Raw genomic sequence first — 13,054 nt, forward strand, 5'->3', positions numbered from 1 at the left:
AATGCAGCCGAGCATGGGCTCGGCTCTACAGGGCGGCCTGCCTCCCCTGCCCCTATGCTGCCGCCGCGTCGCGGCTGTGGTCGAACTTGCCATGGCGCAGGAAATGCGCGGTCTGCCGCGCAGCGTCGGGCGACACCACCAGGCCGCTGTGGCTGGTGCGGACCACGCAATGGTCGGCCAGGCCCGGCAGCCGGGTCTCGGCCAGTGCCACGGTGCCGTCGGAGGCATCGTCGATGGCACCCAGCAGGCTGCCCAGCCCGTGCGGCACCGAGCCGGCAATCAGGCCAACCTCGGCCCTGCCCTGCCAGTCCGGCAGGCCATCGAGCAGCAGCTCGCTGCTGCGTCCCAGCGCCAGGCCCCAGCCGTGCTCGGACAACGAGCGTGCGGTGCCACTGCCGCGCAGCGGTGAACCCAGGCAGACCACGCGCTGCACCGGCAGCTGCGGATTGCGCCGCAGCGCTTCCAGCGCCAGCAACCCGCCCAGGCTGTGGCCGACCAGCGACAACGGCCCGGCGTCGGCCAACCGTTCCAGCAGCTGGGGCACCGCCACGTCGGGACCACCGAACACCGAGGAGTAACCGAACGCATGCACCTGGAAACCACGCGCGCGCAGGCGCCAGGCCAGCGGCCCGACCCAGGCGCGGGCATTCCAGATGCCATGCAGCAGCAATACGGGGGGAGTCATGCAAACAGCCTGGCGGTCAGCGGGGCAGGAACGTGAGGTGATTGAACACGCGCGCGCAGCAAGCGGCGGTGAACGTCAGGCCGCGCGCGGTGCGCGGCGCAGGATGAATTCAAGATCGTTGGTATCGCCAACCGGGAACAGGTACTCGCCGGCCTTCTCGAAACCATAGCGGGCGTAGAAGCGTTGCGCGCCGAAGTTCTCCGACCACACGCCCAGCCACAGCGTGCGCGGGCCTTCGCGCTCCAGCCAGGCCAGTGCGGTTTCCAGCAGGCGGCTGCCCCAGCCGCAGCTCTGCTGCGTCTTGATCAGGTACAGGCGCTTGAGTTCGCCGTCACCGGGTTTCACATCCGGATGCGGCAGGCCACAGGGGCCGGCGGCGGCATGGCCGACCGCCTCCCCATCCAGTTCCAGCAGCCACACTGCGTAATCGGGGTGGGCCAGGATCACGCGCTGGCGCTCGACCGTGTAGGCCTCCTCCAGGAAGGCCTGCAGGTCCTGCGGCGGGTACAGATGGCCGAAGGTTTCGGTGAACGTGCGGGCGGCCAGTGCCGACAGGGTCGGCGCATCGTCCACAGTGGCGCGGCGGATCGAATACATGCAGGAAGTTGACGCCAGGGCGAAGCGGGGGTCAAGCCTTTTCAGGCGACTCCTCTTCTTCCTCGTCCTCTTCCTCGTACTCTTCTTCGCCCTCGTCCTCGTCCTCTTCTTCCTCGCCTTCCTCGTCCTCGTCGTACTCTTCCTCTTCGTCGTCCTCGTAATCCTCGACGCCGAAGTCTTCACCGTCCCAACGGCCTTCGCCGTCGGCGACGAAGGTCAGGGCCATCGCCGCCGGGTTGGTACCGACGCGGACCAGCCAACCACCGAACACGCGTGCACGCTCGGTGACCAGGTTGGCCTCGGAGCCTTCATTGCCCAGCTTTTCCCACTCCAGCGAAAACGCAAACTCGGTCATTGCCTGGATCTCCTGATCAGTTGGTCTTGGGGCGAACCTGGATGTGCACTTCGGCCAGCTGCGCGTCGACGATCGGCGACGGCGCGTCGGTCATCAGATCCTGTGCACCGGTGGTCTTCGGGAACGGGATGACGTCGCGGATCGATTCGGTGCCGGCCATCAGCGCGGCGATGCGGTCGATGCCGAAGGCGATGCCACCGTGCGGCGGCGCGCCGTAGTTCAGCGCGTCGAGCAGGAATCCGAACTTGGCGCGGGCCTCTTCGGCGCCGATGCCGAGCAGCTCGAACACTGCGCTCTGCATGTCCGGACGGTGGATACGGATCGAACCGCCGCCGATTTCATTGCCGTTGAGCACCATGTCGTAGCCGCGCGAGACGGCGGTACGGGCGTTGGCGCGCAGGTCGGCGATGTCGTCCACGGCCGGTGCGGTGAAGGGGTGATGCAGGGCGACGTAGCGCTGTTCTTCCTCGTCCCATTCGAACATCGGGAAGTCGGTGACCCACAGCGGCGCCCAGCCATCGGCGATCAGGCCGAAGTCCTTGCCGGCCTTCAGGCGCAGCGCACCCATGAAGTCGGAGACCTTGTTGTAGCTGCCGGCACCGAAGAACACGATGTCGCCATTGCCGGCGCCAACATGGGCGACCAGCGCAGCGAAGGAAGCCTCGCTGAAGAACTTCTGGATCGGCGAGCTGACTTCGCCGTTGTCGGCGATCTTGATGTAGGCCAGGCCCTTGGCGCCGTACTTGGCGGCGTGCGCGGCGTACTCGTCGATCTGCTTGCGGCTCAGCGCTGCACCGCCCGGGATGCGCAGCGCGGCGACGCGGCCTTCGGCATCGTTGGCCGGGCCGGTGAACACTGCGAACCCGCTGTCCTTGACCAGTTCAGCCACGTCGACCAGCTCCAGCGCGATGCGCAGGTCCGGCTTGTCCGAACCGTAGCGGCGCATCGCCTCGGCCCAGGTCATGCGCGGGAAGCTGGCATCCAGCTGGACGTCGACCACTTCCTTGAAGATGGCGCGGATCATGTCTTCGACGAAGTCCTGCACGTCGCGCTCGCGCACGAAGGCGAATTCCATGTCCAGCTGGGTGAACTCCAGCTGGCGGTCGGCACGCAGTGCTTCGTCGCGGAAGCAGCGCGCGATCTGGTAGTAACGGTCGAAGCCGGCCACCATCAGGATCTGCTTGAACAGCTGCGGGCTCTGCGGCAGCGCGTAGAACTCGCCCGGGTGCATGCGCGCCGGCACCAGGAAGTCGCGCGCGCCTTCCGGGGTTGCCTTGGTCAGGATCGGGGTCTCGATGTCCTGGAAGCCCTTTTCGTCCAGGTGGCGGCGCAGGGCCTGCACCAGCTTGATGCGGGTGCGCTGCATGCGCTGCATTTCCGGACGGCGCAGGTCCAGATAGCGGTACTTCAGGCGGGTTTCCTCGCCCGGGTTCTCGTGGGCGTGGAACGGCAGCGGCGCAGCCTTGTTCAGCACGGTGATGGCGGTGGCGATCACTTCCACCTTGCCGGTGCGCATCTTGTCGTTCACCGCGTGGCGGGCGCGCACGACGCCCTCCACCTGCAGCACGTCCTCGTAGCCCAGCGAAGCGGCCACGGCGAACACTTCGGCGTTGTCGACCTCCACGGTCACCTGCACGATGCCTTCATGATCGCGGAGATCGATGAAGCAGACGCCGCCCTGGTTACGGGCCACGTCGGTCCAACCGGCGAGGGTGACAGTCTGGCCAATCAGGGTCTCGTCGACCAGGCCGCAGAAGTGGGTACGCATTGGGGGAAGCTCCGCTGGAGAACGCCGGCACCGGATGGGGGCCGGAAAGCCCCGTATTCTGCGGCCGAGGCCCCGGCCGGGGCAAATCCGGCCAGTCACACCGGCTTGATCATCCCCCTCCCTATAGTCAGGCACCTGCCACCGTATGGGATGCCGCCATGAATCCGCTGTCCCTGGCCCGCCTGGCCGTGACCCTGAGCCTGGGCACCATCGCCACGCTCGCCCTGCCCTCCGCCCCGGCCGCCGCGCAAAGCGGGGTGATCCGTTGCGAGAGCCAGAACAACCGAGAACGCGTGTGCAATACAGGCTGGCGCAATGCGCAGCTGGTCCGCCAGCTGTCCGGCAGCGCCTGCGACGAGGGCCGCACCTGGGGCAGCCGCAATGGCAGCATCTGGGTCAGCAATGGCTGCCGCGCCGAATTCGTCGAGGCCCGTGGTGGCTGGGGCGGCGGCAACGGCGGTGGCTGGGGCGGCAACAACGGCCGGCCCGGCGAGACCATCCGCTGTGAGAGCCAGAACAATCGCGAACGCAGCTGCCCGGTCGGCTGGCGCAATGCCCGCCTGGTCCGCCAGCTGTCCGGCAGCCCCTGCGACGAAGGCCGTACCTGGGGGGTGCGCAATGGCGCGGTGTGGGTCAGCAACGGCTGCCGCGCCGAATTCGCCGAAGCTCGCGGCTGGGGCGGCGGGGGCGGTGGCTGGGGCGGCGGCAACAGCAACTACTCCATCACCTGCAGCAGCAACAACAACCGCACGCAGAACTGCGACTGGGATGAGCGCCAGGGCCGGCCGGTGCTGCAGCAGCAGCTGTCCGGCAGCGCCTGCCAGGAGGGCCGCAGCTGGGGCTACGCTCGGGGCCAGGTGTGGGTGAGCAACGGTTGCCGGGCGCGCTTCGGTACGCGTTGAGTTGAGGGGTTGGGGTCAGAGCCCTCCGCAGGTGGGGTCCGACCCGGGGATCACGGCGCGGGTGCTGTGTCGTCGCCCCACGGTGGCGGTGGCAGGTCGACCGGCTTGCTCAGGTCGAACTGCACGCGGAAGCGGCGGCCGTCCGGGCGCGTCAGTTCGTAGACGAACGTCTGATCCGGATCGATCTCCATCGCCCAGGTGTTATGCGTGGAAGCCAGCATGTCGGCACGGCGGAACATCGCCACCGAATCGGCATCGGCCGGGAACTGCTGGCGCTCGGCGGTGCCCGGCGGCGTGCTGTCGCCACCGTACAGGGTGATCGCGTCGGGGCTGCCGTCTTCGTGGCGATGGTCGTGCTTCAGCCGCAGCCCGTTCGGCGTGCGGGTCAGCACCCAGGTCCGCGAGTGGTCATCACCGACATGGAACGGGATGCGCAGTTCGTGCGCCGGGTCGGCGCAGCCGCGCACATGCATGACCAGGCGCTGCCCGGCGAACGGATCCTTGGCGGTCGGTGCAGGCGTGTCCTCCACCACCTTGCCGACGTAGGCCTGGCCGCAATGTGCGGCGATGGCGGCCATGAACGCATCGGCCGGTGCGGTCGCCAGGTCATGGGCGACCGTGTCGGAGCGCTGCGTGCACGCAGCGAGGCTGAGCAGGAGGGCGGCGGTAGTGGCAACGGCAATCGGTCTCATACCCCAACCCTAACGGCCATGGACGATGGGCGCAAACCGCGCGCCAGTCCCGCTCAGCGCTCGGCAGACGGTGCTGCCGGCAGTGCTTCGGTCGCCGCCGCTACCGGCGCGGCCTCGCCCTCGCCGGCCGGCTCCTGCTCCACCGGATCAACGTCAAACGGTGTACGGAACACCAGCGACGGCAGCAGCGTGGTCAGTGCGGCGTACAGCAGCAGCGCGCCGAACAGCACCGCCGGAATCTGGAAACGCTCGCGCATGATCGCCGCCAGCACCAAGGTGAAGATCAGGGTCGGAGCCAGCGCCAGCGAGACGCGCAGGCTGCTGCGGAAGCTCTCGCCGAACATCACCCGGCGCTGCAGCCAGACCACGCCGATGCGCAGCGGCAGCACCACCAGGGTGATGACGATGCCCAGCCCCAGCGCCTCGAAGCTCAACGCTTCGCTGGGCACCTTGGTGCCGGCGTTGAAGAAGTAGAATGGCACGAAGAACGAGGCGAACAGGCGCAGCGCGTGCAGGTTCTCGTGCGAGGCCAGCAGCGGCATGCGCTGGTGCAGCAGGCGCGCAACCAGGCCGGCGATGAACGCGCCCACCAGGTAATACACGCCCAGCAGGTAGGTGATGTAGGCCGCCACCATGCCGACCATCACCAGCAGCGAGAACTCCGAGCCCGGCGCGTGCGGCGCCACCCAGCGGCCCAGCGCGATGAACAGCAGCGGCAGGCCGACCATCATCGCCAGCAGCGCCAGGCTGGACAGCGCCATGTGCCCCGGGTCGCCGGCCTGCAGCACGATGAACAACGCCGCCAGCGCCAGCAGCTCACCGGCGATGGCCTTGCTGGTCACCCAGAACCGTTCGTCCTCGCTCAGGCCCAGCCGCGACAGCGAGTCCATGATGAAACCGGTCGAGGGCGTCAGCAGCGCCAACGCCAGCAGCCCGGCGGCCTGCCACGGCAATCCTGCGTAACGCCAGGCCAACCAGCCGACGCCGAACAGCGTGCCGGTACGGATGACCAGATGTGCCAGCAGCGGCCACATGCCCCGGCGCAGCGCCTGCAGATCCACTTCCAGGCCGGCGAACAGGAACAGCGAGGAAATGCCCAGGGTGGCCAGCAGTCCGATCACCGCATCATGTGCCTGATCCCCCAGCCAGAGCATGCCGATGATGCCGAACAGCAGGCAGGTCAACGGGGCGGGCAGGCTGAAACGCTGCAACGCGCGTGGGATCACCAGCAGCGCGAAGATCAGCAGCAGGTAGATCAGTTCATGGCTCATGGGGTCTTCCGTGGGGTTGGAACGCGCGCAGGATGCGCGCGCTGAACCGATCCGGCAAGCCGTTTCTGGATGACTCCCGGTTACCTCAACCGATCAGGCGATCGGCAATGCGCCCCACCTGCGCCAGCACCCCGGCGCGCTGCTCGTTGCTGATCGCACTGGCCTGCAGATAGGCGGTCAGCACCCACGGTGCGCCGCCGGACAAGGGCCACAGGACGGCGATGTCGTTGCGCGCGTCTTCACCATTGCTGCCGGTCTTGTCACCCACCCGCCAGCGCTTGCCGAGTCCCGCGCGCAGGCAGGCATCACCGGTCTCATTGTCGATCAGCCAGTCGGACAACTGCTGCCGCGACGCCGGTTGCAGCACATCGCCCAGCACCACACGCTGCAGGGTGGCGGCCATCGCCGCCGGGGTGGTGGTGTCGCGCGGGTCGCCCTCGGCGAAGCTGTTCATTTCCGGCTCCAGCCGATCGCTGCGGCTGACCGTATCGCCGCTGGCACGCAGGAACGCGGTCACCGCGGGCGGGCCACCGACCACGCCGAACAGCAGGTTGGCGGCGGTGTTGTCACTGGTGATCACAGTGGCCCGGCACAGGTCACGCACGGTCATGTCCTTGCCGGCATGACGGCGGGTGACCGGTGCATGCGAGAGCAGATCGGCATCGCGCACCGGCACGCGCCGGTCGAGCAGCGCGGGCGCACGCTCGGCCTGGCTGAGCACGGTGGCCGCCAGCATGCTCTTGAAGGTACTGCACATCGGGAAGCGCTCATCCTGGCGATGACCCAAGCGGCGACCGCTGGCGGTGTCGAGCAGGGTCACGCCCAGGCGGCCGGCGCAGGCCATCTCCAGCGCTGCGAAATCGTTGGCGGTGGTAATGGCAGCCTCGGTCGGTGCGCGTGCGCTGGCCTTGCCTGCCGCACGCGCCAGCAACGGCAGGGCAAGCGAAGAAGCGGCGGCGGCACCACTGAACTGCAGGAATCGGCGACGGGCGAGCATACGGAATCTCCTGGCAACCCCTCGATTATTCAGGCCAGCACGATGGGCGACCAGCGCGAAATATCAGCGAGAGACATGAAAATTATTCATGCCTGTCGCATTCAACCCACTGCTGTTACGAACAACTCTATCGACAGGGTAGGATCAGCCATCACTCCAGCTCACGACTGTACGATGCTGCACCCGACCCTGTCGCTGAATGCGCTGCGCGCGTTCGAGGCCGCCGCCCGCCATCAGAACTTCACCCGTGCCGCGCTGGAGCTGTGTGTCAGCCAGGCGGCGCTGAGCCACCAGATCCGGGGCCTGGAAGACCGGCTCGGCATCCGCCTGTTCCATCGCCTGCCGCGCGGCGTGGCGCTGACCGATGAAGGCGCAGCGCTGTATCCGGTGCTCAACGAATCGTTCGAACGCATCTCGGCCAGCATCGCGCGCTACACCGGCGGGCCGGCCCGCGAAGTGCTGACACTGGGGGTGGTCGGCACCTTTGCCACCGGCTGGCTGCTGCCACGGCTGGCCGCATTCGAGGCCGCGCATCCGGACATCGAGCTGCGCCTGCAGACCCACAACAACCGCATCGACCTGGCCGGCGAAGGGCTGGATCTGGCCATCCGCTTCGGTGATGGCGACTGGCAGGGCCAGGCCTGCACGGCGATCCTCGATGCGCCCTTCGCGCCGCTGTGCGCCCCGGCATTGGCGCGGCGGCTGAAGCAGCCGCGCGACCTGGCCACGCTGCCGCTGTTGCGTTCCTATCGCAGCGACGAATGGCCGCGCTGGCTGCAGGCGGCCGGCGTCAGCGGTGTGGAAGCACGTGGGCCGGTGTTCGATTCCTCGCTGACGGTGGCGATGGCCGCCGCCGGCGGTGCCGGCGTGGCCTTGCTGCCGCTGCGCATGTTCGAGCAGGAACTGGCCGAAGGCCGCCTGCTGCAGCCGTTCGGCACCACGCTGGAGCTGGGCCGCTACTGGCTGACGCGGCTACGCTCGCGCGCCGAGCGCGAGCCGGCCAAGCGCTTCCGCGAGTGGCTGCAGGCGCAGGCATGATGTAGCGCCGAGCCTACGCTCGGCTGCTCCGTGTCCAATGCCGCGCTACGCGCGAAAGCCGAGCGTGGCTCGGCTCTGCAGAAATGCCAGTCGGCCGCTGGCCGGCACGACCGGTCAGGACTCCAGCAGCTCCATCCACGCCGCTTCAGCCTTTTCCAGCTGCGCGGCGGCGGTTTCCCGATCGCGGCCAAGCACGGCCATGCGGCTGGCATCGGCGTAGTTGGCCGGGTCGGCCAGCTGGCGATCCAGTTCGGCCAGCGCACCTTCCAGCTCGGCCACCTTGGCTTCAGCGGCGGCCAGCTTGTGCGGGTTCACCGGCTTCTTCTGCACCACCTGCGCCACCGGGGCGGTCTTGACCACCACCGGCTCTTCCACCTGTTCCATGCGCGCCTTGGTGCCCTGTGCCTGCGGGCGGGTACGCAGCCACGCGGCGTAGGCATCCAGATCGCCGTCGAACGGCTCGACCACGCCATCAGCCACGCGCCAATAGGTATCGCAGACCAGGCCGATCAGGTGGCGGTCGTGCGAGACCATCACGATCGCGCCTTCGAAGGTGGCCAGTGCTTCGGCCAGCGCTTCGCGCATTTCCAGGTCAAGGTGGTTGGTCGGTTCGTCCAGCAGCAGCACGTTCGGCTGCTGCCAGGCGATCAGCGCCAGCGCCAGGCGCGCACGCTCGCCACCGGAGAAACCATCGACCGGCTCGAACGCGCGGTCGCCCGGGAAATTCCACTTGCCAAGGAAATCGCGGAACGACTGGTTCGGCGCATCCGGGGCGATCTCGCGGAAGTGCTCCATCGGCGACTGGCCTTCGTGCAGCGACTCCACCGTGTGCTGGGCGAAGTAGCCGATCTTCAGGTCCGGGTGCGCCATGCGCTCACCGACGATCGGCGCCAGTTCACCCACCAGGGTCTTCACCAGGGTGGTCTTGCCGGCGCCGTTGGGGCCGAGCAGGCCAATGCGCTGGCCCGCTTCCAGGCCGAAGCCGACGTTGTGCAGGATCACCGCATCCTGGCCGTAGCCGGCCTCGACGTGGTTGAGGCGGATCAGCGAGAACGGCAGCTTGGCCGGCGGCGCGAACTCGATGCGGAACTCGCGTTCGGCACGCACCGCTTCGGTGCCGGCCAGCTTGGCCAGGCGCTTCATGCGGCTCTGCGCCTGCGCGGCCTTGCTCGCCTGCGCCTTGAAGCGGTCGATGAAACTCTGCAGGTGGGCGCGCTCGGCCTGCTCCTTCTCGTGCGCGATCTGCTGCTGGCGCAGCTGTTCGGCGCGCTGGCGCTCGAAATCGGTGTAGCCGCCCGGGTAGAGCTTGGCGCCGCCGCCGTGCAGGTGCAGGGTATGGGTGGCCACGTTGTCGAGGAACTCGCGGTCATGCGAGATCAGCAACAAGGTGCCTGGGTACTTCAGCAGCCACTGTTCCAGCCAGTACACCGCGTCCAGGTCCAGGTGGTTGGTCGGTTCGTCGAGCAGCAGCAGGTCGCTGGGCATCATCAGCGCACGGGCCAGGTTCAGGCGCACGCGCCAGCCACCGGAGAACGAGGACACCGCGCGGTGGTGCGTCTCGGCCGGGAAGCCGAGCCCGTGCAGCAGCTTGCCGGCGCGCGCTTCGGCGTCGTAGGCGCCCATCTCGGCCATCTTCGTGTGTGCGTTGGCCACCGCCTCCCAGTCTTCGCGGGCGGTTGCCTCGGCCTCTTCGGCCAGCACCGCAGCCACCTCGGTATCGCCGCCCAGCACGAAGCTCAGCGCCGGGTCCGGCAGCGACGGGGTTTCCTGGGCCACGCTGGCGATACGGACCTTGCCGGGCAGGTCGACGTCACCCTTGTCGGCCTCCAGTTCGCCCTTCACCGCCGCGAACAGGCTGGACTTGCCAGCACCGTTGCGGCCGACCACACCTACCCGGTAACCGGCGTGCAGGGTCAGGTCGACATTGGACAACAGCAGCCGCTCGCCGCGGCGCAAGGCGAAATTACGAAGGGAGATCATCGGGGAAGGGTCCATATAACCGGATGGAATGTGCTGGTGAGCACTGTTCCTGCGACGCAATTCTAGCGTTAACGAATACTTGACGCGTCCCGGGATGCGCAGTGGCCGACGTTCCTCTCTCCCACGTCCTCGCCGCGCGCTTCCCGGGTCTCCTCCCCGCCGATGCCTGTCCGGGCTAAATGGTTGCTGCTGCAACGTTTTTTCCGATGACCGGCATTTGACAGGCACTGAATATCCCGTTAATTGCTGTATTGCGCACCGCAACAACCGCCGTCCGCCTCACCCCCGTGATGTCGATTCCGGTGCCGCCCCCGCCAACCGGAGCCCATCCCGATGACCCGCAAGACCAGCCTGATCGCCGCCGCCGTCGCTGTCGCACTCGGTGGCTCTCCGTTCGTCGCCGCCGCCCAGCAGGCCGGCACCGCCGCCAACACCCTGGACACCGTGATCGTCACCGGCACCCGCGTGGCCGACCGCACCGTCGCCGAATCGCAGTCGCCGATCGACATCATCACCCCTGAAGTGCTGCAGTCCACCGGCACCAGTGAACTGGCCACCGCCCTGTCACGCGCCCTGCCCTCACTGAACTTCCCGCGCCCTGCCCTGACCGACGGCACCAGCGGCGTGCGCCCGGCGCAACTGCGCGGCCTGTCGCCGGACCAGGTGCTGGTGCTGGTCAACGGCAAGCGGCGCCACACCTCGGCGATGATCAACGTCAACGGCAGCATCGGCCGTGGCTCGTCGGCGGTGGACATCAACGCGATCCCGATCGCCGCGATCGAGCGCGTGGAAGTGTTGCGCGACGGCGCGTCGGCGCAGTACGGCTCGGACGCCATCGCCGGCGTCATCAACATCGTGCTCAAGGGCAGCGGCAGTGGCGGCAGCCTGGCCGTGGACTACGGCCAGTACTCCGCCGGCGACGGCAACAAGTACCAGCTTTCCGGCGATACCGGCGTCGAGTTCGGCAACGGCCGTGGCCGCGTGCACGTGGCCGGCCAGATCAGCCAGCAGGATGAAAGCAACCGCGCCGGCCCGTACCGCGGCACCACGCCGAACACCGGCAACTTCCCGAGCATCGGCCAGAAGACCTTCATCGTCGGCGACCCGCGCGTGGACGCCACTGCCGCCTCGGCCAACGCCAGCTTCGATTTCAGCGACCACGTGACCGGCTACGCCAGCGCGCTGCTCAGCAACCGCGACATCACCTCGTTCGCGTTCTACCGTTCGCGCAACCATAGCGGGCAGAGCGCGCTGCTGGCGCAGACCTATCCGGACGGCTACGTGCCGGAGATCAACCAGTATTCCAAGGACCGCTCGCTGGTGGCCGGGGTCAAGGGCAACACCGACAGCGGCTGGACCTGGGACCTGAGCCTGAACCACGGCGAGAACACCCTCGATTTCCACACCCGCAACAGCATCAACTACAGCCTCGGTGCGACCAGCCCGCGCTCGTTCTACGACGGCACGCTGAAGTACCAGCAGGACATCTTCAACGCCGACCTGACCAAGTCGCTGGACTGGGGCCTGGCCTACCCGGTCACGCTGTCCTTCGGCGGTGAGTACCGCAAGGAGAAGTGGGACCAGAATCCGGGCGAACTGAACTCGTACACCGGCAGCGGCGCGCAGGGCTTCGCCGGCTTCACCCCGACCAATGAAGTGCATGCCGACCGCCACAACTACGCGGTCTATGCCGGCCTGGAAGCGGACCTGACCGAGAAGTTCTCGGCCGGCATCACCGGCCGCTACGAGGACTACTCGGACTTCGGCGACCGCTTCTCCGGCAAGCTGTCGGCGCGCTATGCGTTCACCGACAAGGTCGCGCTGCGTGCCACCGCCTCCAGCGGCTTCCGTGCACCGTCGCTGGCGCAGCAGGGCTACCAGGCGGTCACCAGCCAGTTCCTCAATGGCGTGTTCGTTGAACGCGGCACCTTCCCGACCACGAGCCCGGCCGCCCAGGCGCTGGGTGCCTCGCCGTTGAAGGCCGAAACCTCCACCTCCTACAGCCTGGGGCTGGTGCTGCAGCCGGTCGACCGTCTGTACATCACCGTCGATGCGTACCAGATCGACATCGATGACCGCATCGCGCTGTCGTCCAGCATCACCACCAACGCCGCCACCAGCGCGCTGCTGGGCACCCTCGGCCTGCCGCAGGTGACCGCGTTCTCGTACTTCACCAACGGCCTGGATACGCGCACCCGCGGCGTCGACTTCGTGTCCAGCTACACCGTGCCGTTCAGCGCCAGCAGCCTGGAGCTGACCGCCGCCTACAGCTACAACGACACCGAAGTGCGCCGCGTCGGCGGCACTCCGGCGGTGTTCGGCACGCTGGGCCTGACCCAGTCGCTGATCGGCCGTGATGAGATCGGTCGCATCGAGGACAGCTACCCGCGCGACAAGGCGATCCTGAGCGGCACCTGGCGTTCGGACCACTGGGAACTGGGCCTGGCCGCGACCCGCTACGGCAAGTTCACCGTGCGCAACTCGGCCACCGCGCTGCGCGACCAGACCTACGGCGATGCCTGGGTGGTGGATGCCTCGGCCAGCTACAAGCCGAGCAGCAACTGGACCCTGACCGTGGGCGCCGACAACCTGCTGGACAAGTACCCGGACCGCACCGAAGACCTGCAGAACTCCACCTTCGGCATGCTGCCGTACAGCAACTACTCGCCGTTCGGCTTCAACGGCGCGTATGTGTACGGGCGGATCAAGTACACCTGGTAAGCGGTAGTGCCGGCCGCTGGCCGGCAACCCCGGGCCGCATCTGGAGGA

At 67.9% G+C, this 13,054-nt stretch carries 11 protein-coding genes; 3 read left to right on the plus strand and 8 right to left on the minus strand.

Annotation, left to right across the window (positions count from 1 at the left end):
- Window positions 1-52 precede the first annotated feature (52 nt).
- The 4 genes from ACUDTM_RS08165 to aspS all read right to left on the minus strand — a co-directional run bounded on the left by ACUDTM_RS08165 (window position 53) and on the right by aspS (window position 3,405).
- Entirely contained in the window at window positions 53-685 is a 633-nt protein-coding gene (locus ACUDTM_RS08165) for an esterase/lipase family protein (protein WP_032954421.1), read from the minus strand.
- Between the two features lie 75 nt (window positions 686-760).
- A complete protein-coding gene (locus ACUDTM_RS08170) occupies window positions 761-1,282 on the minus strand; it encodes a GNAT family N-acetyltransferase (protein ID WP_049415346.1) in 522 nt (173 codons plus the stop codon).
- Between the two features lie 31 nt (window positions 1,283-1,313).
- Window positions 1,314-1,637 carry a DNA primase gene (locus ACUDTM_RS08175; protein ID WP_445391250.1) on the minus strand — a complete coding sequence of 108 codons (324 nt, stop codon included), beginning with the start codon at window positions 1,635-1,637 and terminating at the stop codon, window positions 1,314-1,316.
- Between the two features lie 16 nt (window positions 1,638-1,653).
- Complete coding sequence (gene aspS, locus ACUDTM_RS08180) at window positions 1,654-3,405, minus strand: aspartate--tRNA ligase (RefSeq protein WP_188240677.1); 1,752 nt, start codon at window positions 3,403-3,405, stop codon at window positions 1,654-1,656.
- A gap of 158 nt (window positions 3,406-3,563) precedes the next feature.
- Between aspS and ACUDTM_RS08185 the strand changes: the two genes are divergently transcribed.
- Window positions 3,564-4,307, plus strand: a complete 744-nt coding sequence (locus tag ACUDTM_RS08185) for a DUF3011 domain-containing protein (protein WP_072167666.1) — start codon at window positions 3,564-3,566, stop codon at window positions 4,305-4,307.
- Window positions 4,308-4,357: 50 nt separating this feature from the next.
- Here the strand turns inward: ACUDTM_RS08185 and ACUDTM_RS08190 are convergent, their stop codons facing one another.
- The 3 genes from ACUDTM_RS08190 to blaL2 form a co-directional block, all read right to left on the minus strand.
- The gene (locus tag ACUDTM_RS08190) at window positions 4,358-4,999 is read right to left on the minus strand and encodes a hypothetical protein (RefSeq protein ID WP_005410764.1); all 642 of its coding nucleotides are present in this window, start codon (window positions 4,997-4,999) and stop codon (window positions 4,358-4,360) included.
- A 53-nt stretch (window positions 5,000-5,052) separates the two neighbouring features.
- Window positions 5,053-6,270, minus strand: a complete 1,218-nt coding sequence (locus ACUDTM_RS08195; RefSeq protein WP_072167665.1) for a cation:proton antiporter — start codon at window positions 6,268-6,270, stop codon at window positions 5,053-5,055.
- Between the two features lie 85 nt (window positions 6,271-6,355).
- Window positions 6,356-7,267 carry a L2 family extended-spectrum class A beta-lactamase gene (blaL2, locus tag ACUDTM_RS08200; RefSeq protein ID WP_111007689.1) on the minus strand — a complete coding sequence of 304 codons (912 nt, stop codon included), beginning with the start codon at window positions 7,265-7,267 and terminating at the stop codon, window positions 6,356-6,358.
- A 174-nt stretch (window positions 7,268-7,441) separates the two neighbouring features.
- On the opposite strand from blaL2, the gene ampR reads away from it, so the two are divergent.
- Window positions 7,442-8,305, plus strand: a complete 864-nt coding sequence (ampR, locus tag ACUDTM_RS08205; protein ID WP_111007690.1) for a LysR family transcriptional regulator AmpR — start codon at window positions 7,442-7,444, stop codon at window positions 8,303-8,305.
- Between the two features lie 114 nt (window positions 8,306-8,419).
- Here the strand turns inward: ampR and ACUDTM_RS08210 are convergent, their stop codons facing one another.
- Window positions 8,420-10,285: an ABC-F family ATP-binding cassette domain-containing protein gene (locus ACUDTM_RS08210; RefSeq protein WP_061480402.1), complete on the minus strand. Its 1,866-nt coding sequence runs from the start codon at window positions 10,283-10,285 to the stop codon at window positions 8,420-8,422.
- Between the two features lie 333 nt (window positions 10,286-10,618).
- Here ACUDTM_RS08210 and ACUDTM_RS08215 point away from each other — a divergent pair, with 333 nt between their 5' ends.
- Complete coding sequence (locus ACUDTM_RS08215; protein ID WP_445391251.1) at window positions 10,619-13,006, plus strand: TonB-dependent receptor plug domain-containing protein; 2,388 nt, start codon at window positions 10,619-10,621, stop codon at window positions 13,004-13,006.
- Window positions 13,007-13,054 lie beyond the last annotated feature (48 nt).

It is taken from the genome of Stenotrophomonas maltophilia group sp. vghtpe118 (assembly GCF_052605195.1).